The organism is Bradyrhizobium arachidis, from assembly GCF_015291705.1.
GTDB classification, from domain to species: Bacteria; Pseudomonadota; Alphaproteobacteria; order Rhizobiales; family Xanthobacteraceae; genus Bradyrhizobium; species Bradyrhizobium arachidis.
Genome location: NZ_CP030050.1, coordinates 5,599,177 through 5,618,733 on the forward strand (window position 1 = coordinate 5,599,177; position 19,557 = coordinate 5,618,733).

Annotated in this window: 18 protein-coding genes; 6 read left to right on the forward strand and 12 right to left on the reverse strand. The window is 64.3% G+C overall.

From position 1 onward, the window contains the following. Positions 1-23 precede the first annotated feature (23 nt). Positions 24-821 (forward strand): exodeoxyribonuclease III, encoded by a 798-nt coding sequence (gene xth, locus WN72_RS26175; RefSeq protein ID WP_035729702.1) that lies wholly within the window; start codon positions 24-26, stop codon positions 819-821. A gap of 61 nt (positions 822-882) precedes the next feature. Here the strand turns inward: xth and WN72_RS26180 are convergent, their stop codons facing one another. From WN72_RS26180 to WN72_RS26190, 3 genes are all read right to left on the reverse strand, one after another. After that, entirely contained in the window at positions 883-1,710 is an 828-nt protein-coding gene (locus WN72_RS26180) for a tetratricopeptide repeat protein (RefSeq protein ID WP_027559343.1), read from the reverse strand. Beyond that, entirely contained in the window at positions 1,697-3,421 is a 1,725-nt protein-coding gene (gene ilvD / locus WN72_RS26185) for a dihydroxy-acid dehydratase (RefSeq protein WP_092214126.1), read from the reverse strand. The genes WN72_RS26180 and ilvD overlap by 14 nt, the downstream gene beginning before the upstream one ends. A 716-nt stretch (positions 3,422-4,137) precedes the next feature. Next, positions 4,138-4,332: a hypothetical protein gene (locus WN72_RS26190; RefSeq protein ID WP_027559345.1), complete on the reverse strand. Its 195-nt coding sequence runs from the start codon at positions 4,330-4,332 to the stop codon at positions 4,138-4,140. Between the two features lie 354 nt (positions 4,333-4,686). Between WN72_RS26190 and WN72_RS26195 the strand changes: the two genes are divergently transcribed. Then, positions 4,687-5,085: a hypothetical protein gene (locus tag WN72_RS26195; RefSeq protein ID WP_027559346.1), complete on the forward strand. Its 399-nt coding sequence runs from the start codon at positions 4,687-4,689 to the stop codon at positions 5,083-5,085. Between the two features lie 294 nt (positions 5,086-5,379). Here the strand turns inward: WN72_RS26195 and WN72_RS26200 are convergent, their stop codons facing one another. From WN72_RS26200 to WN72_RS26215, 4 genes are all read right to left on the reverse strand, one after another. Further along, the gene (locus WN72_RS26200) at positions 5,380-5,637 is read right to left on the reverse strand and encodes a hypothetical protein (protein ID WP_084334326.1); all 258 of its coding nucleotides are present in this window, start codon (positions 5,635-5,637) and stop codon (positions 5,380-5,382) included. Between the two features lie 106 nt (positions 5,638-5,743). After that, on the reverse strand, positions 5,744-5,956 hold the full coding sequence (locus WN72_RS26205) for a hypothetical protein (protein WP_027559349.1): 213 nt from the start codon (positions 5,954-5,956) through the stop codon (positions 5,744-5,746). A gap of 153 nt (positions 5,957-6,109) precedes the next feature. Further along, positions 6,110-6,286 carry a hypothetical protein gene (locus WN72_RS26210; protein WP_167336499.1) on the reverse strand — a complete coding sequence of 59 codons (177 nt, stop codon included), beginning with the start codon at positions 6,284-6,286 and terminating at the stop codon, positions 6,110-6,112. 103 nt (positions 6,287-6,389) lie between these two features. Beyond that, the gene (locus tag WN72_RS26215) at positions 6,390-8,126 is read right to left on the reverse strand and encodes an adenylate/guanylate cyclase domain-containing protein (RefSeq protein WP_167380701.1); all 1,737 of its coding nucleotides are present in this window, start codon (positions 8,124-8,126) and stop codon (positions 6,390-6,392) included. 322 nt (positions 8,127-8,448) lie between these two features. On the opposite strand from WN72_RS26215, the gene WN72_RS26220 reads away from it, so the two are divergent. Next, on the forward strand, positions 8,449-10,635 hold the full coding sequence (locus WN72_RS26220; protein WP_092214121.1) for a lytic transglycosylase domain-containing protein: 2,187 nt from the start codon (positions 8,449-8,451) through the stop codon (positions 10,633-10,635). 75 nt (positions 10,636-10,710) lie between these two features. On the opposite strand, the gene WN72_RS26225 is transcribed toward WN72_RS26220, so the two are convergent. Together WN72_RS26225 and WN72_RS26230 are read right to left on the reverse strand one after the other, a co-directional pair. After that, entirely contained in the window at positions 10,711-11,073 is a 363-nt protein-coding gene (locus WN72_RS26225; RefSeq protein ID WP_051377871.1) for a hypothetical protein, read from the reverse strand. Beyond that, entirely contained in the window at positions 11,070-11,258 is a 189-nt protein-coding gene (locus WN72_RS26230) for a hypothetical protein (RefSeq protein ID WP_092214119.1), read from the reverse strand. The genes WN72_RS26225 and WN72_RS26230 overlap by 4 nt, the downstream gene beginning before the upstream one ends. Positions 11,259-12,371: 1,113 nt before the next feature. On the opposite strand from WN72_RS26230, the gene WN72_RS26235 reads away from it, so the two are divergent. The 3 genes from WN72_RS26235 (at position 12,372) to WN72_RS26245 (ending at position 15,506) form a co-directional block, all read left to right on the forward strand. Continuing rightward, positions 12,372-14,354: a PAS domain S-box protein gene (locus tag WN72_RS26235; RefSeq protein ID WP_035729692.1), complete on the forward strand. Its 1,983-nt coding sequence runs from the start codon at positions 12,372-12,374 to the stop codon at positions 14,352-14,354. Continuing rightward, entirely contained in the window at positions 14,351-15,022 is a 672-nt protein-coding gene (locus WN72_RS26240; protein ID WP_027559354.1) for a response regulator transcription factor, read from the forward strand. The genes WN72_RS26235 and WN72_RS26240 overlap by 4 nt, the downstream gene beginning before the upstream one ends. A 97-nt stretch (positions 15,023-15,119) precedes the next feature. Next, positions 15,120-15,506 (forward strand): response regulator transcription factor, encoded by a 387-nt coding sequence (locus tag WN72_RS26245; protein WP_027559355.1) that lies wholly within the window; start codon positions 15,120-15,122, stop codon positions 15,504-15,506. 29 nt (positions 15,507-15,535) lie between these two features. Here the strand turns inward: WN72_RS26245 and WN72_RS26250 are convergent, their stop codons facing one another. The 3 genes from WN72_RS26250 to lpdA form a co-directional block, all read right to left on the reverse strand. Next, positions 15,536-16,507, reverse strand: coding sequence for a tripartite tricarboxylate transporter substrate binding protein BugD (locus WN72_RS26250; protein ID WP_167380700.1), 972 nt, complete (start codon positions 16,505-16,507; stop codon positions 15,536-15,538). A 185-nt stretch (positions 16,508-16,692) separates the two neighbouring features. Continuing rightward, positions 16,693-17,934 carry a threonine synthase gene (locus WN72_RS26255; RefSeq protein WP_092214115.1) on the reverse strand — a complete coding sequence of 414 codons (1,242 nt, stop codon included), beginning with the start codon at positions 17,932-17,934 and terminating at the stop codon, positions 16,693-16,695. A gap of 186 nt (positions 17,935-18,120) precedes the next feature. Continuing rightward, a complete protein-coding gene (gene lpdA, locus WN72_RS26260; RefSeq protein WP_092214114.1) occupies positions 18,121-19,542 on the reverse strand; it encodes a dihydrolipoyl dehydrogenase in 1,422 nt (473 codons plus the stop codon). Positions 19,543-19,557 lie beyond the last annotated feature (15 nt).

The window sequence follows — 19,557 nt, forward strand, 5'->3', positions numbered from 1 at the left end:
CCTTGGTCCGGAGCCCCACCGACATGCCCATCAGAGTTGCCACCTGGAACGTGAACTCGGTCCGGCAGCGGATCGACCTGCTGCTGACCTGGCTGAAGGAGTGCCAGCCGGACATCGTCTGCCTCCAGGAAATCAAGTGTGTCGACGAGGCTTTCCCGCGGCTGGAGATCGAGGCGCTGGGCTACAACGTGGTCACGCACGGGCAGAAGACGTTCAACGGCGTCGCCCTGCTCTCAAAACTCCGCTTCGACGAGACCAAATCGGGCCTCGCCGGCGACGACGAGGACGTCCATGCCCGCTTCCTCGAGGGCGTGGTGACGCTCAAGCGTGGGGTCCTGCGCATCGCCTGCCTCTATCTGCCCAACGGCAATCCGGTCGGGACCGAGAAATATCCCTACAAGCTCAAATGGATGTCGCGGCTTCTTGAGTATTCGAAGGAGCGCCTCAAGACCGAGGAGCCGCTGATCCTCGCAGGCGACTTTAACGTGATTCCGCATGCCCGCGACGTCCACAATCCCGCGGCCTGGACCGAGGACGCCCTGTTCAAGGCCGAGACGCGCGAGAGTTTTCAGTCCCTGCTCAGCCTCGGCCTGACCGATGCCCTGCGGGCGGTGACCGACGAGGGTGGGCTCTACACGTTCTGGGATTACCAGGCCGGCGCTTGGCAGAAGAACCAGGGCCTGCGCATCGACCATCTCTTGCTGTCGCCGCAGGCCAGCGACAAGCTCGCCAATGTCGGCATCGACAGCTATGTGCGCGGCTGGGAGAAGCCGTCGGATCACGTGCCGGTGTGGGCGGATCTGGATCTAGAGGCGGCGTAACGTTCGCAGGGTTGGTGGGCACGCTGGGCTTTGCCCACCCTACGGCACCGAGGTCGCTGCCCTACTCGCGGCGGCCCTGCACCCACTGTTCCAGCATTTGCAGGCACATGGCGCGATCGTCGTCGGAGGCCTTGGCGAAGGCGCGGTTGTAGCTTTCCTTGATCCAGGTCTCATCGGCGCCTGCGCTGTCACGCGCCAGGGTCAGCCACATCAGGCCGCGCGCAGCCTGCCGCGGCAGGCGGTCGCCGTTGAACAGCATCTGGCCGAGCAGCGCCTGGGCCTCGTGCTGGCCCTTCTGGGCGGCAAGGCCGAGCCAGCGCGCGCCGTAGCGGAAATCCTCGCGCGAAGCGTCCGGCGTCTTCAGGTAGAGCCGGGCGAGATCGTACTGGGCATCCGCATTGCCGAAATAGGAGGCCGCGTAGGAGAACATCTCACGCGCCCGGTCCTGGTCCGGCTTGACCTTGGAGTTCGGGATGCCGCTCAGATAGTAGCGGCCGAGCGCGACGAAGGCATTGGCCACGACCTGCGCCTGCGGCGCCGACGGGCTGTCCTCGGCATGCGCATTGGCGATCCGGCTGAAATATTCGAAGGCGCGGACATCGTCCTGGGCCACGCCGTCGCCATTGGCGTACATGCGGCCGAGCTTCCACTGCGCGATGGGATGACCGCCCTCGGCGGCATATTGCAGTGCGCTGAGGCTGGTCTCCTGAGGCGCGGTCACCGGCGCCGGCACCTTGCTGCGCACGGCGGGCGCGGCACCCGGCAAGGTGGTCACGACCGGGATGGTGGCGTCCTTGTTGACCGGCGCGCCATCAAAGGCGAGCGCGGGCGCGGCCAGCGCACCGGCCCCCAACACAAACGCAACAATGGCACGCCTAGATGTCCGCATAGCACTGTTTCTCGTGCGCGCCGCCCGGATGGGTTACTGCCCCTCCGACTGCTGGTCCAACCTGCTGAGCATACTTCCAGAGCGCACCCGACGTGTGGTTAGTCGCGCGAGCGCTCCATTTGGTCTTGCGCTGAGTGAGCTCAGCGTCACTCAATTTTACGTTAAGGGTACCGACGTCCGCATCGATCTCGATGATGTCGCCGTCCTCGAGCAGCCCGATCGGGCCGCCGACCGCCGCCTCCGGGCCGACATGGCCGATGCAGAAGCCGCGGGTGGCGCCGGAGAAGCGGCCGTCGGTGATGAGCGCGATCTTGCCGCCCATGCCCTGGCCGGTCAGCGCCGCGGTGGTCTGGAGCATTTCCCGCATGCCGGGACCGCCCTTGGGCCCCTCGTAGCGGATCACGATGACTTCGCCTTCGCGATAGGTGCGCTTCTGGACCGCCTCGAAAGCATCCTCCTCACGGTCGAAGCACCTGGCCGGACCGGTAAACTTGAGGTTAGACATTCCCGCGACTTTCACGATCGCACCTTCTGGCGCCAAATTCCCCTTCAGACCGACCACACCGCCTGTCACGGTGATGGGCTTGTCTGCCGGGTGCACCACGTCCTGGTGCGGATTCCATTTCACGCTTTTGAGGTTTTCGGCGATCGTTCGACCGGTGACCGTAATGCAGTCGCCGTGGAGAAATCCGTTGTCGAGCAGCGTCTTCATCAGAAGCGGTATGCCACCTACTTCAAACATGTCTTTGGCGACATAACGACCACCCGGCTTCAAATCCGCGACATAAGGTGTCTTTTTGAAGATTTCGGCGACGTCGAATAAGTCAAACTTAATGCCGGCCTCGTGCGCGATCGCCGGCAGGTGCAGTGCAGCATTGGTCGAGCCGCCGGAGGCTGCGACCACGGCAGCGGCATTCTCCAGCGCCTTGCGGGTGACGATGTCGCGCGGCCGGAGGTTCTCGGCGATCAGGTCCATCACCTTCTCGCCTGCGGTCATGCAGAAGGCGTCGCGGATCTCGTAGGGCGCCGGGGCACCGGCCGAGTAAGGCAGCGCGAGGCCAATAGCTTCCGAGACGGTCGCCATGGTGTTGGCGGTGAACTGCGCGCCGCAGGCGCCCGCCGAGGGGCACGCCACGCGCTCGATCTCGTCGAGGTCCTCGTCCGACATGGCGCCGACCGAGTGCTTGCCGACCGCCTCGAACATGTCCTGCACGGTGACCTGCTGCCCGCGGAAATTGCCGGGCAGGATCGAGCCGCCGTAGATGAAGATCGAGGGCACGTTGAGACGGACCATCGCCATCATCATGCCCGGCAGCGACTTGTCGCAGCCGGCGAGACCGACGAGGGCGTCATAGGCATGGCCGCGCACGGTCAGTTCGACCGAGTCGGCGATGCATTCGCGCGACGGCAGCGAGGAGCGCATGCCGTCATGGCCCATGGCGATGCCGTCGGTGACGGTGATGGTGCAGAATTCGCGGGGCGTGCCGCCGCCCGACGCGACGCCCTTCTTCACCGCCTGGGCCTGGCGCATCAGGGCGATGTTGCAGGGAGCGGCCTCGTTCCAGCAGGAGGCGACGCCGACGAAAGGCTGGTGGATCTGCTCGGTGGTCAGACCCATGGCGTAGAAGTAGGACCGGTGCGGCGCGCGCGCAGGGCCTTCCGTCACGTGACGGCTCGGCAGCCTCTGCTTGATGTTGGCCTTCGCGTCCATTGCAAACCAGTTTCCCCGGCTAACCCTTTCAGACCCGAAAAATCAGAGCCAAGATTTGAATCGACCAAGATTCGAATCGACCCTTGGATTTCCCGTCGCCTTGTTCGGACCGCCGCTGTCTCTCAAACTTTAGAGCGATTTTATTCATGTTCAGGTGTGGCCAAAAAGCGGCGCTGATGCGAACCGGCAGTGACGAGAGTTAAATCCGCCGTGAGTGTTGCGTGAACAGCACAATCGTTACCGGGAAGACACGGGTTGGCTTACCTTGATACCGTAGCGAAAATGACAATCCACAACTTGAGATTTTATGACACGAGCAGCGCGCCCGGCTTCGGCGCAATGACCGCGTATCCACATTTGGGTCGATCCCTCACCGTTAGTGCCGTGGAGCGGGCAAAGGCGCAAAGTGCCGTGCCCACCACCGCTCCACCCTACGATGCTGGATCGCTTCGCTGCGCTCGCCATGACGGGGTACAGCATCTGAGGTAGAGCGCAGCGAAACCCATCGACTCTCGTCGGCACCGAAGCATGATGGGTTTCGCTCCGCTCTACCCATCCTGCGGCCTCGCAGACACCTTTCCGGCCTCGCCGGCTTAAATCCGAATTTCGGTAAAGTGGAATAATTCTACAAAGATCGATTGACAGCCTCGCAGGTGTTTTGCCCGTCGGGCAACACGTCTCGATACGACAAGATCACCGTCCCGAGCGAACCAGGACTATTTCCTGTGCATGTGTCCGGACTGCGCTTCGAATCTCGCGACCGGCCGATCAAGTTGCCAGAGCTCCACATCGTGGCTGTCAACGAGTTTGGCGGCGCGAGAGATCGCCGATTCATCGTCGGTGCAGTCCATTTGAACCACCCCGATCGGTACGCTGTGGCGTCCCACCACAAATGCGCGATATGCCGGCATCCTGATCTCCGAAAAAGAATTGCAGCTCCACGTCAGAACATGACGCCGGGCAAATCTGAATTCGATGAGGATCGGAGCGCCGGTTTGTAGGGGCGGCATAGTGGCCGCACCGGTCCTATGCGGAACCTATACAATCGGGACCGCGCTCATCTCGAAATCATATCGCGACCAGCAACATATCGAGCCGGTCACGCCTGTCCGCGTGACGCATCGCAGGGAATGCGAACCGCGCGTGGCGTGGCGAGCCGCCACGATCCATCCCGCAAGCTTCGGCCTGCCCTGCCTGGCAACAACAACAACCGAACCGGTGAACTCATGTCTACCTCAGAGGTCAGCGACAGGATCATTGAACCGATGATCGCGCTCGCAGGCTGCTCACCCCGGCAGCGCATTGTCGTGGTCGGCGCGAAGAGCATGGAATTGATGATGGATCTGCAAAGGCGCGGATATTTTCTGGCTGCCTCGGCCGGCAATTGCGGCCTCCCGGCCGCCCAGTACGACGCAGCTCTCGTGGATTGGCGACGACGCCCGCTCAGCGCGCTCGATGCGGCGATGGATTGGCTCGACGGCTTCCTCGGGCCCCGTGCCGTGCTGGTGATCTGGCTCGACGCGCAGAAAGCGCAAGCGAAGGACAACCTTCGCGCCGCGGTGGCGAAGCGTGGCTTCGTCGTCCTGCAGGGCGCCGAACATCCGTGCGGCAGTGCCCTGCTCGCGCGACGATCGCAAGCCTATCCGATGCAAAAGGCGGCATAGGCACGCTGCCGATCATGGCGAGACCGGAGCAGCCGCGCGGCTTGATCCTGCCGCTCCCCGATCCGCTCTCCCTGATCCATCTCGTGGAGACCTCTCCCATGTTGAAGTCGAGGATACGGCGCGCCGTCATACGCGAGTGGATGGCACGTGCGCCCGAGCAGCGGCGATCGCTCCAGCAGGCCCTCGCTTTCGCAAGAGACGCGAGCGCGAGGCACAGGCTGCCACGCAGCCGCCAGTCGCCATGCGGCGTGATCATGCAATGGTTGAAGCCGCGCACGGGACGCGGCTAGCCGCTCAGCCCCGCCCCCGCGGGCGCTGGGCCAGGGCCCAGGCGGCGGTCACGTCGCGTGGCGGAACTTCGATGCGCTTGATCGGGGTCAGTTCGCCGGACGCGGAGACGATGGCGGTCTCCTCGCTGCGGCAGCGCGGACACACGAAACGGACCTCGTGCGGGGTCGCCGACCAACTCGAACGTTTCAGGTTCGCCGCCATCGGCCAGGCGTCACAGTGCGAGCACGACACCAGGAACCGACCGGGATCGAGCATACCCATTCCATAGGACTCCGCGTCCTGCCCGCCCCTTCAATGATTAACCCATGTGAATCGTTCCGGTGGCTGGGCACCGTCGGCCCTCGGCGAGCCGCCCCCGGCCCGCGGCTCAGTGCGCGCCCTTGAGGGTGCAGGAAGTGGTGCAGGTCACGGTGTTGCCGTGGTCGCACGCCTTGCAGGCGGCAACGCACTGGTTCATGTCGCGGGGATTGAAGGAGCTGTAGGTCCGCATCGGGCACGCCGGCGTCGAGCCGGTGATGTCCTGCTCCTGATTGCAGGCCGCCGTCATCAGCGCGAAGATGATCACCGCAAGAAGGCGCATGCGATTGCCCCAGGAGCGATCGGCAAAGGACGTCATCAGGGAACGCTGTATCGCAACGGCTCCCGGCATTCCCGCTGCGAGCCATCGCGAACCGCGACGCTCACATCCGGCAAGGATGCGTGCCAAACCTTAAGAACGGATTGCCGCCCCACGTCAGGCCGCGGCCCTGGTCGCGATCGCCCGCCGCGTGTCCAGCGCCAGCTGGCGATACTGTTCCGAGAGTTTCAGATAGAACTCGCGCTTGGCGCTGTCGGTGGCGAGCTTGGTGATGAGCTCGCATTCGGCGGTGAGCGTCTCGAACCGTTCCAGCCTGTCCTGAAGTTCTGTCATCGGCGTGTCCCCATCAAACGCCTTAGGGACAGCAAACCTAAGCCCGGGAAATAGGTCACGGCGAACATCGTTATGAAGTAGAATCAATTATTCCGGCGCGCCGCTATTTCTGCTCCAAACGCCAGGCGCCGTCCCATCCCTCGTCGGGCGGATCGGTCTCGAACTGTGCGATGCGACCGAGCAGCGTGCGCGAGGGACCGTCGCCGGGGACGGCTTCGAGCGCCGCGTTGAGGGCGGCACGCGCCTCGTCGAAACGGCAGGCACGGTAGGCGGCAAGGCCTTCGGCATAATGCGCGCGCAGGCTCGCTTGCGCGCCGGTGAGCGCGCCGGAGCGTGCCATCACCTCGAAGATCGGTTGCGGGATGGTCTGGCCCACGACCGCGAGACGGTCGATCTCGCGCAGCTCGAGCTGCGTGCCGATCGCCTCTGCGGTCGCCTGCGCGATCAGGATGCGGGTACCGTACGTCTTGTTGACGGCCTCGAGCCGCGAGGCGAGGTTCACCGCGTCGCCCATCACGGTGAAGCTCATCATCAGCTCGGAGCCGATGCTGCCGGTCAGGACCTCGCCGGTGGCGATGCCGATCCGCAGATCGCACGGCGCGGGCATGGCGCGGATGCCGAGCAGGTCAGGCAATTGCCGTTGGAGCGCCGGCACCTGCTCGGCCATGTCGATGGCGGCAAGGCCCGCGAGCAGCGCGGGCTCGTCCTCGTCGATGAAGGGCGGGCCCCAATAGGCCATCACGGCATCGCCGATATATTTGTCGATGACGCCGCGATTGCTCCTGATCGGACCGGACATCACGGTGAAATAGTGGTTCATCACCTTGACGAGGCCGCGCGGGGTCATGCCCTCGCTCATCGAGGTGAAGCCGCTCATGTCGCAGAACATGATGGTCATGACCCGGCGCTGGCCGTCGATGGCGACCTCCGGCCGGTCGATCAGCCCCTGCACCACCTTGGGGTCGATGTAGCGGCCGAAGGTCTCGCGGATGCGCTCGTTGTGGCGGAGCTGCTCGACCATGCGGTTGAAGGCGGCAGCGAGCTCGCCGATCTCGTCCTTTGTCGAGACCGTGATGGGCTTGTCGAAGCGCCCGGCCTCGACCTCGCGGGTGCCGGCGAGCAGCAGGCGCACCGGCCGCGTGATGCCGCTCGAGACCAGCATCGCGAAGACAAAGCCGACGATCGCTGCGAGCAAGGTCACGATGCCCGAGATGATGATCGCCTGATGCTGCCGGCCGATCACCGTCGACGTTGAGGCAAAGACCTGCTTGAGCATGTCGCCACGAATGCCGTCGATCCTCTGATTGAACTGGTCGCGCAGGACGTCGAGACGCTCCAGCGTGCCGCGCGCCTCCGGCATCTGCTTGGCATCGATTTGCTTGAGGAGCCTTGCATGCTCCTCGTTCATGCCACGACGCAGTTCGGAGACAGCGGTTTCGATGTGGGCGTCGATCCGCGCCAGCGCGGCATTGTCCGAGGGCGTCCTGGTATCGTCGATGATCGCGTTGATGTGGCTGCGCGCGTCCGAGGTCTCCTGCTCGATCCTGCGGTCGGCTTCCTCGAACTCCTTCAGCCGCGCCGCGTAGGCCTCCTCGTCCGGAGCCTCCTGCATCTTCATCATGACCATGCGGCGCAGCGCCACCGACCGCTCCAGCGAGCGGATATTGGCGCGCGCCAGATCGCCATAGGCGGGGATGTAGCGGTTGGTCAGCTCGTCCAGGAGGACGCCGACCTGGCTCGACATCACCATCGACAGGATCGAGGTGACCAGCATCAGGACGATCAATCCGAGGGCGATGCCGACGATCTTGCGCCGGATCGACTGGTTGAAAAGCGGCATGAGCGATTGGGACAAAGTGCTGAGAGGACGGATGGAACCCAATATACCGGATTTGGCGGCGGGAACACGCGCAATCCGGCTCTTCATGGCGCCGCCAGCAGCCGCAACCGTCGCGCGAGCCTTATTCGTTAACAAAGATTAAAGATACTGCCTTTTCCGCCGTTTCGGAAGTTCCCGTCTGCATCCGTATTTTGCCGCATTGTTGCGTGAGCGTGAGGAATGCGAGACGATGTCGTGACATCGTTTTGGTGTCGTCGTTGATTCTCAAGCCGCATGTCGTCGCGGACCTTGGTTTGTAGTGGTTTCGCAGGGGGACCATCCAATGAACCAGTGCCTACGCTCGCTCGCGTGTGTCGTTGCCGTGGCCGCGATGGCCTTCTTTCCCACTGAACTGGCGGCGAAGAGCAGTCACAAATCATCCGCGCCGAAGAAGACGCATGAGGCGAAAGCCGGCAAGCAGCGCCACGCCGCGGCCAAATCGCGGCACGGCAAGCATGCCGAGGCCAAGCGCAAATCGAAGAAGCAGGATGACGAACCCGCGGACAAGCCGGCTCCGCCGCCGCTGACCGGCGATCTCGCCGCGCTGAAGGACGCGATCGACCTCGCCCGCAAGGGCAAGAGCGACGATGCGACCGCCGCGCGCGACCGCATCGCGGATCCCGCCGGACAAAAGCTCGCCGACTGGTTCATGCTGCGTCATTCCGAGAGCACCGCACCTTTCAGGCGCTACGCCGGCTTCCTCGCCGCCAATCCGGACTGGCCGAGCAGCGCGCTGCTGCGCCGCCGCGCCGAAGCGCGGCTGTGGCAGGAGAAGAGCGACGCGGCGACCGTGCACAAATTCACGATGGACCGGCCGACCAGCGCCAAGGGCAAGTTTGCGCTGGCCCGCGTGCTGCTCAGCGAAGGCGATGCCGACCGGGCCGCTCGTCTGGTGCGTGAGGCCTGGCGCAGTGAGGAGTTGTCCGAACGCAGCGAGGAGGATTCCTACGAGGCGTTCCGCGATCTCCTCGCCGCCGAGGATCACCGCGCGCGCATGGACAAGCGCCTCGGTGCCAAAGACTATGGCGCTGCGCGCCGCGCGGCAAAACGGCTCGGCGAGGACGCGCTCGCGATCGTCAAGGCCTGCGCCGCCGTCACGGGCAAGGCCAACAAGGCCAAGGACTATCTCGACGACGTGCCGGCCGATGCGCGCGCCGATCTCGGCTATGTGCTGTGCCGCGCGCAGTGGCACCTCCAGAAGGACCGGATCGACGACGCGGCCGAGGTGATCCTCGCCGCCGCGCCCGGCATGATGGCGGCGCAAGACACGGATGCCTGGTGGCGCGAGCGGCGCCTGCTGGCGCGCAAGCTGCTCGACCAGGGCAAATTCAAGACGGCCTACGACGTGGTGCGCTCCGCGGCGGTGCCCGAGAAGGAAGTCTACCGCATCGACTATCACTTCATGTGCGGCTGGATCGCGCTGCGCTATCTCGACGATCCCAGGACCGCGATGGTGCACTTCGCCGCCATCGACGAGGGCTCGGTCAATCCGATCGCGCTGTCGCGCGCGCATTACTGGCGCGGCCGTGCTGCCGAGGCCATGGGCGCAACCGCCGACGCGCGCATGAGCTACGAGGCCGCGGCACGCTATCCGACCGCCTATTACGGCCAGCTCGCGCGTGCCAAGCTCGGCATCGACCGCATCGAGCTGCGGGCGCCCTCGCCCGTGCTGGCCTCCGCCGACACGCCGCCCGCCGACGAGCGCGTGCGCGCCGTCGACATGCTCTACGGCATCGGCGAGCGCGACATGGTGTTCTACTACGCCGAGGATTTCGCCAAGGAGAGCACCGACGTCGCGGCGCTCGAAGCGCTCGGCGAGCTCGCCGGCCGGCGCAACGACGCACGGGTGATGCTGGAGGTGGGCAAGTCGGCGCTGGCGCGCGGGCTCGCGCTCGACCACTACGCCTTCCCGACCATCGGCATCCCCGAGCACAAGCAGGTCGCGCCCGCGATCGAGACCAGCGTGATCTATTCGGTGGCGCGCACCGAAAGCTCGTTCGACCAGCGCGACAAGTCGCCCGCCAACGCGGTCGGCCTGATGCAGGTGACGCCGGAAGCGGGGCGCGACACCGCAAAGCGCTTCGGCCTGACCTATGACTGGGACCGGATGGTCTCCGACCCCGTCTACAACACGCAGATGGGCGCGGCCGAGCTCAGCGCGCTGTTGTCGGAATATCGCGGCAACCAGATCATGACGTTCGCCGGCTACAATGCCGGCCGCGGCCGGGTGCGCGAATGGGTGCAGGCGCGGGGCGATCCCAGGGATCCCAATGTCGATCCGGTCGACTGGGTCGAACGCATCCCGCTGTCGGAGACGCGCAACTACGTCCAGCGCGTGATGGAGAACGTGCTGGTGTACCGCGCCCGGCTCGAGGATGGCGGCGTGGTCGCCAGCAAGAGCGATCAGCGCGTGGTGACGCAGCAGGCCGGCGCAACCGCGCCCGTGGCGGCCGCAGCAACCGCTCCCTAGTCGGCGCCGCCGGGGCTGGACACGGCGCTCGCAAGGCTGCGTTGCTGCGGCTTCCACGCGAGTGCGGTCGCGCGGCTAGGTATCACCTCCTTCCGTCGTGATCAGGTCGCGGCCGTCCAGGTATGCGCCGGTCAAGGCTCTCGCGAAGGTCCAGGTCTGTATCGTGCAACTCCAGCACGAGATGGCACTCAGGACCGCCAACGTCTCGATCATGCTTCGGGCAGCGGCCTCGACGTTTCCGGCGGCCGGCTCTGTGCGCCCGGGCAGCGGCCATTGCATCAAGAACGTCGTGAATTCGCCGCGCCGATAGCAATCGTAGTCACAGTAGCGCTGCTGTGTCCGCACATGCCGGACATAGCCGGACCGGATCGACCGCGAACATGTGCTGCACGTGGCCGCGCACAACGGGGGCTCGTGATTGACCAGCACGAATTTCATGAAGCCGCCCTCACGCGATCTTTCGCCAGGACCTCGCAGAACAACGCGTAGCACTGATGGTCGCAATAACGCAGACCGGTCGCGATCTCGCGGAGATAGCTGTCGCTGACCGGCTCGGAGCACTGCATGCACCCGATCCGCCGGAACGGGATCCGGTCGTTCACCAGCACGAAGGCGAATCTCATGTGGCACCTCCCAAGGCGAAGCAGTAGACGCTGTCCAACGGAGACAATGCGGGCGGTGGAGCGCAAAGATGGTTTCGGCCGTCCGGATTGTCCCTGTGTCGCTCCACTTTTTGCGGCGGGACGAGGATGTACCTCCCGTCCTCCCTGCGTCGTGCAAATATCTTGCCGTCGACGTACTTGATCTCGGTCGGATAGCAGTCGGCGCTGTTGCAGCAGCTCAGGCTCGGATTGTCCGGCATGTGCCAGGTCGAATAGAATTTTTCGTGCAGCTCCTGGTCCTGGGGTGGGTGCTGGCGATGAGCGGCACCGTGTCCCGTCTCCTGCGCCTCGATCGTCGCGCTGGAGCAGAGGAGAACCACCGGCCACAAGAGCTTGCATGAGCGGCTCAACATACGGGCTCCCGGATCAGAGAACGATGTCAGCTCTCCAATTCAGCCTCACGCGAACTGAGCCCGAAACAGCCACCGGCGGTCGCGCTCGCGGCGGGTGCGGAAGCGATCCACACATGTCTTCGAGCAGAGCGCGGTGCGCCACGAGTAGTGGCGGATCAGACCAAACTTGCCGCCGCACACCGCGCAGCCATTGACTGAAGAGCAACGTTCGGACTGGGATAGGCCACGCTCAGGAAGTACGGATGCATCGCACATTGCTGTCTCCCTCTGTTGCTTGCGGTTGCCCGTCGAGAAGTGCGGCGGCCTCGTCCGTGATCGCTGCCCGACGGAGAGACGTTCTCGTACGCTCGCTGCGATCGGCTGGTCGACACTCCCGATTGGTCGTGAGGATAGTCCGCCGGGCACGAAGCGCTCAATTGTACGGAGGTAAATGCCCGACATGACTTGGATTGGAGGAGCTATACCTAGGTTTGTCCGTATTCGCCCGGGGGCGCCCGCGCTCATTCATGTTCAACGAGACGGCGCATGATGCTCCGGCTGCACGGGCACGGTGAAATCTCAGTCGGCATGGCGCACGTAACGCGCTGCGATGGCCAGTGCGGCGAGCGGTCGATTCAAGGGCGAACGCCATGACCCCAATCCGACTTTGGCCGGAATTGCTCCTCTCGCGGCAACGTGCTCTACTTGTTATCACGCAGATAGATTGCCGGGAGCGTCTGCGATGAAGCCTCGCCGGGCCGTGTCGTTCGGGAAGTCAGCCGCGCAATTCCTCGCCGGCTGCGTCAAGCAGACTGTAACCGCCAAGCCGCACACCGATCCCGATGGCGGCTTGCTCGAAGCGGTCAAGCAGTGGCAGCAAGTGTTCGAGCACAATCCGGTCATGTATTTCATGGTCGATCCGGCCGGAACCGTGATCAACGTGAATACGTTCGGCGCCGCGCAACTGGGCTATACGGCCGCGGAGTTGATCGGCCGATCAGTGCTGGATGTCTTCTTCGAGGAGGATCGCGACTTCGTCCGCGCATGTGTCGCGCTGTGCCTCGAGACGGTCGACCAGTCCCACACCTGGGAAATCCGGAAGGTGCGCAAGGACCGGTCGGTGCTCTGGGTGCGCGAGAACGCCAAGACCATGCAGCGGGCCGATGGCGGGCCAATCGTGCTGGTGGCCTGCGAGAACATCACCGAGCGCAAGGAAGCGGAGAATGCGCTGCGACAGAGCGAGGCCTATCTCGCCCAGGCGCAGGAATTGAGCCACACTGGCAGTTTCGGCTGGAGGGCTGCAACCGGCGAGATCAGCTGGTCCAAGGAGACCTATCGCATCTTCGAATGCGATGAGGGGAGCAAGCCACGGATCCCGGTCATGCTCGAGCGGATCCATCCGGAGGACCGGCTTGCAGTGCAACGCATGACGGGCCGGGCTGCGCGCGAGGGAAAAGACTACGATCACGAATACCGGCTCGTGATGGCCGATGGTTCCATCAAGTACGTCCGCGCGGTGGCCCGGGCCACGCGCGATTCCGGCGGCCAGGTGGAGTTCGTGGGATCGGTGAGCGACATCACGGCAACCAAGGAGGCCGAGCGCAGGCTTCGTGAGAGCGAGCAGCGCTTTCGCGACTATGCCGAAACCGCGTCCGATTGGTTCTGGGAGACAGGGCCAGACCATCGCGTCACCTTGATCTCGGAGCACTCCGATACCATCACCGCGCCAGCAGGCCTGATCGGGCTCACCCGCTGGGACATCGCTCCGGACGCGGATCTCGAACCCGAAAAATGGCGAGAACATCGGGCCGCGCTCGACGCCCACGTTCCATTCCGCGACCTCGTGTATCGCAGCAAGGACCGCAGCGGGCAGCCGATCTACGTCCGGACCAGCGGCAAGCCGTTCTTCGACGCCGACGGGAGCTTTCTGGGCTACCGTGGCGTCTGTACCGACGTGACCGCGGCGATCCGCGCCGATCAGGCCGAAGAGGCGCTGCGCAAGGCCCAGGCCGAGCTTGCCCATGTGACGCGCGTCACGACGCTGGGTGAGCTGACCGCTTCCATTTCCCATGAAATCAATCAGCCGCTCGCCGCAGTGATCGCAAACGCCGACGCCTGCCTCACCTGGCTGAAGCGCAGTCCGCCCGATTTCAACGCAGCCCGCCGCTCCGTGGAGTGGATCATCGAGGACGGCACGCGCGCCAGCGATGTGATCCGCCACGTGCGGGCGCTCGCCAAGCGGTCCGACATCGAGATGGCTCCGCTCGACGCAAACGCGGTCGTGCGCGAGGCGGTCGCGCTCGTTCAGCGCGAGATGGCCAGCCACGCCGTGTCGGTACGGATGGAGCTGTCGTCCGCGCTGCCCAAGATCTTTGGCGATCGGATCCAATTGCAACAGGTCCTCATCAACCTGATCATGAACGGCATCGAAGCGATGGAATGCGTTGATGATCGTCCGCGCGAGCTGGACATCCGCTCAGCGGCGTGTGACGACGAGGCGGTGCTGGTGAGCGTCGCCGACTGCGGCGTCGGCATCTGTGAACAGGCGATGGACCGCCTGTTCACGCCATTCTTCACGACGAAGTCCTCCGGCATGGGCATGGGGCTGTCGATCTGCCGCTCCATCATCGAGGCCCATGGCGGACGACTTTCCGGCGCATCGAACCAGGACCGCGGCGCGACTTTTCAGATCACCCTGCCCCGCCATCGAGAGGAAACGTCGTGACCGAGCGCGCGGAGCCTTCGCCGTCGCAGGAGGACGGCGACCAGCCGGTCGTCTTCATCGTCGACGACGACGCGTCCATGCGTCGTGCGCTCACCAATCTTTTCGAGTCGGTCGGCCTCAAGGTCGAAGCCTTCGGCTCGGCAGCGCAACTGCTTCAGGCCAGGCCGCCGGAAGTCCCCAGTTGTCTGGTGCTCGACATCCGCCTGCCCGGAGCCAGCGGCCTGGACCTGCAGTCCGATCTTGCCAAGGCAAACATCCAAACGCCCATCATCTTCATCACCGGTCATGGTGACATTCCCATGACAGTTCGGGCCATGAAGAGTGGCGCCATCGACTTCCTGACCAAGCCGGTTCGCGACCAGGACATCCTCGACGCAGTCCAGGCCGCGATCGAGCGAGATCGCAAGCGCCGCGACCTCAACAAGACGGTCTCGACCGTCAAGTCACGCTTCGAGTCACTGTCCTCGCGGGAGCGAGACGTATTGTCGCTGGTGACGTCCGGCCTGATGAACAAGCAAGTGGCCGCCCAGCTCGGATTGGCGGAAATCACCGTCAAGATCTATCGCGGCCAGATCATGCGGAAAATGGGCGCGAAGTCGCTGGCCGATCTGGTCAGAATGAGCGAGGCACTCGGAATTCGACCCAGCAAGCCCGACATACAAACCTAAGTATGAGTTTCCAATGGTGACTGGCAGGTCCACCCTGCGCGCTCATGTGTAGCCGTGGCGACGGCAAGCGCGTAACCTCGGGCTAGGAGTGGACGTCTTGTCGGTGCCTCCGGTCATTTCGGTGCTTGACGATGACCCTTATGTGCGGGCCGCGATCAACAATCTCCTGGAATCCCGCGGATACACCGTCCATACATTCGCCTCCGCCGATGAGTTTCTGAGGTCGACAGATTCGACTGACGCCTCGTGCGTGATCGCCGACGTGCAGATGCCGTTCATGACCGGCATCGATCTGCTGACGCAGATGCGTGCTCAGGGTTCGGCGACGCCGTTCATCTTCATCACGGCTTTTCCGGATGAGAGCGTGCGCGTGCGCGCGCTCAAAGCCGGGGCGGTCTGTTTTCTCGGTAAGCCGTTTGCCCCCACGGACATGATGCAATGCCTGGACCGGGCGTTGGCGGCAGGCGGCGAAACCAGGGGGTGATTGTCGGCCAGCAAACGCGACGGTCCGCCTCAATCCACCTTGATGTTCGCCGCCTTGATGATCGGCCACCATTTGGCGATCTCGGCCTTCTGGCGATTGCCCAAGGCTTCGGGGGTGAGCTGATCCTTTGGCGTCATCTCCAGGCCCTGGCTTTCGAGCTGCTTCTTCACCGCGGGATCGTTCAGCGCTTCGACGGCAGCCGCATTGAGCTTGGTGACGATCTCCTTGGGCGTCCCCTTTGGCACCCACATGCCCGACCACAGCGTCATGTTGAAGCCTTTCAGCCCCGCCTCCTCCGCAGTCGGAATATCGGGCGCCGAGGCCAAACGCTTGTCGTCGGTGATGGCGTAGGCGCGGATGGTGCCCGCGCGGACCTGGTTGATGGAGTTCGAGGTCTGGTCGACGATGACGTCGATCTGGCCGGCGATGAGATCGTTCAGCGCGGGCGCGGTGCCGCGATACGGCACGTATTGCAGCTTGATGCCGGACACGCTCTCGAAATAGACGCCGGCGATATGGCTGCCGGAGCCTGCGCCGGCCGTGCCTGCGGTCGGCGGTGACGGCCGCGACTTCAGCCATTCCAGCAGCTCCTTCAGTGAGGTCGCGGGCACCGCGTTCTTGCTGACCACGATCATCGGGTTGCTGGGCAGCAGCACCACGGGCTCGAGATCGGCGACGAGATCGTATTTGAGCTTGTAGACGGCCCCGTTGGCGACGTGAGTGCCGAGATGACCGAAGGAGATGGTGTAACCATCAGGCGGCGATTGCACGGCGCGCCCGACGCCGATCGAACCACCCGCACCTGTGACGTTCTCGATCACCAGCGGCTGGCCGAGCGTCACGCGCATGCGCTCTGCGAGCACGCGCGCCATCGCATCCGACGGACCGCCGGCCGCAAAGGGCACGATGATGGTGATGGGATGCGAGGGATAGTCGTCGGCGCGCGCGGCGCCAGTGAGAGCGAGAATACCGATCAGCCCGGCCCAGATGGCCTTCTTCATTGTGTTCTCCCCAGCGATGTCGTTGTTGTTTTTCTTCACCTCGCCCCGCTTGCGGGGAGAGGTCGAATTCGTGCGCAGCGCGAATTCGGGTGAGGGGGTACAGGTCTCACGAATATCTCATTCGCGGAGAGAGGCCCTCATCACCCCAGCCCGCTCCCCGTAAGAACGGGGAGAGGGAGAGATTTCTAGAACTGCGAGTAGTCGATCGGCTTGTGGCGATCGAGCGTGCGGGTGACCGGCGGCAGCGGGTATTTCAGGCCGCTCGCGCAGTTGAACAGCATCACCCGGTCACCCTTCGAGACGCGGCCGTCGGCAAGGCTCTCCTTGTAGGCCGCGTAGGTGGCAGCACCTTCGGGGCAGAGCAACAGCCCCTCCTCGCGCGCGACCTCGTTGAGCGCCGCCGAGATCTTGTCGTCGTCGACCGCGATGGCAAAGCCCTTGCTCTCGCGCACCGCGCGCAGGATGAGGAAATCGCCGATCGCCTGCGGCACGCGGATGCCTGACGCGATGGTGTGGGCGTCCTCCCAGCGCGTCGCATGCTCGGTGCCGGCCTCATAAGCGCGCACCATCGGTGCGCAGCCGGAGGCCTGCACTGCGACCATGCGCGGGCGCTTGCTTCCGATGAAGCCGATCTTCTCGAGCTCGTCGAACGCCTTCCACATGCCGATCAGGCCGGTGCCGCCGCCGGTCGGATAGAAGATCACATCGGGCACGTCCCAGCCGAGCTGCTCGGCGAGCTCGAGGCCCATCGTCTTCTTGCCTTCGATACGGTACGGCTCCTTCAGCGTCGAAGTGTCGAACCAGCCGACCTTGGCCTTGCCCTCGCCGACGATCTTGCCGCAATCGTCGATATAGCCGTTGACGCGGTAGACGGTCGCGCCCTGCAGCTCGATCTCGCTGACATTCACCTCGGGCGTATCGGCCGGACAGAAGATCGTGGTCTTGATGCCGCAGGAGGTCGCATAAGCCGCCAGCGCCGCGCCGGCATTGCCGTTGGTCGGCATCGCCATGTGCTTGATGCCGAGCGCCTTGCCCATCGACACCGCCATCACGAGGCCGCGGGCCTTGAACGAGCCGGTCGGCAGGCGCCCCTCATCCTTCACGATGATCTCGCCGCCGCCGAGCTTCTTGCCGAGCTTGGGCAGCCGGATCAGCGGCGTCGTGACTTCACCGAGCGAGACGATGTCCTTGCATTTGCGCACCGGCAGCAGCTCGCGGTAGCGCCACATGTCGGCCGGACGGTCGCTAAGCGCATCCTTGGTCAGCGCCTTCTTTACGCCGGCGAGGTCGTAGCGCACCAAGAGCGGCTTGCCGGCCTTGGACAGGTTGTGGACCTGGTCGGCGGCGTAATGATCGCCCTCCATCGCGCATTCGAGATGGGTGACGAAGGTCGGCCGTTCGATGGTGAGATTGTCGTTGTCGTGCATGGGTTCATTCCCTTTTGTTGTTGTGTTGTTTCATTCTCTATTCGATCCCGTCACCCTGAGGTGCCGGAGCGAAGCGGAGGCCTCGAAGGGCGGCGGGCCCGGCTGCAGGAGCTCGGCCGTGCATCCTTCGAGGCTCGCTGCGCGAGCACCTCAGGATGACGGGTCCAATCGCGGCGCGCTCGCCCATCAAATATTCAACACCCGTCCGTACGCATCCAGCACGGCTTCCTTCATCATCTCCGACAGCGTCGGATGCGGGAACACCGTGTGCATCAGCTCTTCTTCCGTGGTCTCCAGGTTCATGGCGACAACGTAGCCCTGGATCAGCTCGGTCACTTCGGCGCCAACCATGTGGGCGCCGAGCAGCTGGCCGGTCTTCTTGTCGAAGATCACCTTGACGAGGCCCTGGTCCTCGCCGAGCGCGATCGCCTTGCCGTTGCCGACGAAGGGGAAGCGGCCGACGCGGATCTCGCGGCCGCTCTCTTTGGCCTTGGCCTCGGTGAGACCGACGGAAGCGACCTGCGGCTGGCAATAGGTGCAGCCCGGGATCATGTTCTTGTCCATGGGATGCGGATGCAGGCCCTTGATTGCCTCGACGCAGATCACACCCTCATGCTCGGCCTTGTGCGCGAGCATCGGGGGGCCCGCAACGTCGCCGATGGCGTAGATGCCGGGCACGTTGGTGTTGCCGTAGCCGTCGATCACGATGCAGCCGCGATCGGTCTTCACGCCGAGCTTTTCGAGGCCGAGATTCTCGATATTGCCGACAACGCCCACCGCCGAGATGACGCGCTCGAACTCGGTCGTGACAGGCTTGCCCTTCCCGTCATCGATGGTGGCAACGACGCTGTCGGCCTTCTTCTCCAGCTTCGTCACCTTGGTCGAGGACATGATCTTGATGCCCTGCTTCTCCAGCCGCTTGCGCGCAAGGCCCGCGATCTCGGCGTCCTCGACGGGCAGTATCTGCGGCAGCACCTCGACGACGGTGACGTCGCTTCCCATGGTGTGGAAGAACGAGGCGAACTCGATGCCGATCGCGCCGGAGCCGACCACCAGCAGCGATTTCGGCATCTTCTCCGGCACCATTGCTTCAAAGTAGGTCCAGATCAGCTTCTTGTCGGGCTCGAGCCCTGGCAGCACGCGCGGCCGCGCACCGGTCGCGACGATGATGTGCTTGGCCTGATAAGTCCCCTCGCCCAGCGAGCCCTTGGGGCCCTCGACATCGGACTTCTTCACGGTGACCTTGCCGGCCGCGTCGATCGAGGCGGCGCCCCAGATCACGCTGACCTTGTTCTTCTTCATCAGGAAGCCGACGCCGTCGTTCAGCCGCTTCGAGACGCCGCGCGAACGCTGCACCACCGCCTTCGGGTCGAACGAGACGTTGTCCGCCGACAGGCCGTAATCCTTGGCATGCTGCATGTAGTGATAGATCTCGGCCGAACGCAGCAGCGCTTTCGTCGGGATGCAGCCCCAGTTCAGGCAGATGCCGCCGAGATAGGATTTTTCGACGATCGCGGTCTTGAAGCCGAGCTGCGCGGCGCGGATCGCGGTGACGTAGCCGCCGGGACCGGAGCCGATGATGATGATGTCGAAAGACGTGTCGGCCATGGCGGCTCCCATTCA

What these genes read in the sequence shown, in the direction of transcription:
- xth (WP_035729702.1), top strand. Translation starts at nt 24, where the DNA reads ATGCCCATCAGAGTTGCCACCTGGAACGTGAACTCGGTCCGGCAGCGG.
- WN72_RS26180 (WP_027559343.1), bottom strand. Translation starts at nt 1,710, where the DNA reads ATGCGGACATCTAGGCGTGCCATTGTTGCGTTTGTGTTGGGGGCCGGT.
- ilvD (WP_092214126.1), bottom strand. Translation starts at nt 3,421, where the DNA reads ATGGACGCGAAGGCCAACATCAAGCAGAGGCTGCCGAGCCGTCACGTG.
- WN72_RS26190 (WP_027559345.1), bottom strand. Translation starts at nt 4,332, where the DNA reads ATGCCGGCATATCGCGCATTTGTGGTGGGACGCCACAGCGTACCGATC.
- WN72_RS26195 (WP_027559346.1), top strand. Translation starts at nt 4,687, where the DNA reads ATGATCGCGCTCGCAGGCTGCTCACCCCGGCAGCGCATTGTCGTGGTC.
- WN72_RS26200 (WP_084334326.1), bottom strand. Translation starts at nt 5,637, where the DNA reads ATGGGTATGCTCGATCCCGGTCGGTTCCTGGTGTCGTGCTCGCACTGT.
- WN72_RS26205 (WP_027559349.1), bottom strand. Translation starts at nt 5,956, where the DNA reads ATGCGCCTTCTTGCGGTGATCATCTTCGCGCTGATGACGGCGGCCTGC.
- WN72_RS26210 (WP_167336499.1), bottom strand. Translation starts at nt 6,286, where the DNA reads ATGACAGAACTTCAGGACAGGCTGGAACGGTTCGAGACGCTCACCGCC.
- WN72_RS26215 (WP_167380701.1), bottom strand. Translation starts at nt 8,126, where the DNA reads ATGCCGCTTTTCAACCAGTCGATCCGGCGCAAGATCGTCGGCATCGCC.
- WN72_RS26220 (WP_092214121.1), top strand. Translation starts at nt 8,449, where the DNA reads ATGAACCAGTGCCTACGCTCGCTCGCGTGTGTCGTTGCCGTGGCCGCG.
- WN72_RS26225 (WP_051377871.1), bottom strand. Translation starts at nt 11,073, where the DNA reads ATGAAATTCGTGCTGGTCAATCACGAGCCCCCGTTGTGCGCGGCCACG.
- WN72_RS26230 (WP_092214119.1), bottom strand. Translation starts at nt 11,258, where the DNA reads ATGAGATTCGCCTTCGTGCTGGTGAACGACCGGATCCCGTTCCGGCGG.
- WN72_RS26235 (WP_035729692.1), top strand. Translation starts at nt 12,372, where the DNA reads ATGAAGCCTCGCCGGGCCGTGTCGTTCGGGAAGTCAGCCGCGCAATTC.
- WN72_RS26250 (WP_167380700.1), bottom strand. Translation starts at nt 16,507, where the DNA reads ATGAAGAAGGCCATCTGGGCCGGGCTGATCGGTATTCTCGCTCTCACT.
- WN72_RS26255 (WP_092214115.1), bottom strand. Translation starts at nt 17,934, where the DNA reads ATGCACGACAACGACAATCTCACCATCGAACGGCCGACCTTCGTCACC.
- lpdA (WP_092214114.1), bottom strand. Translation starts at nt 19,542, where the DNA reads ATGGCCGACACGTCTTTCGACATCATCATCATCGGCTCCGGTCCCGGC.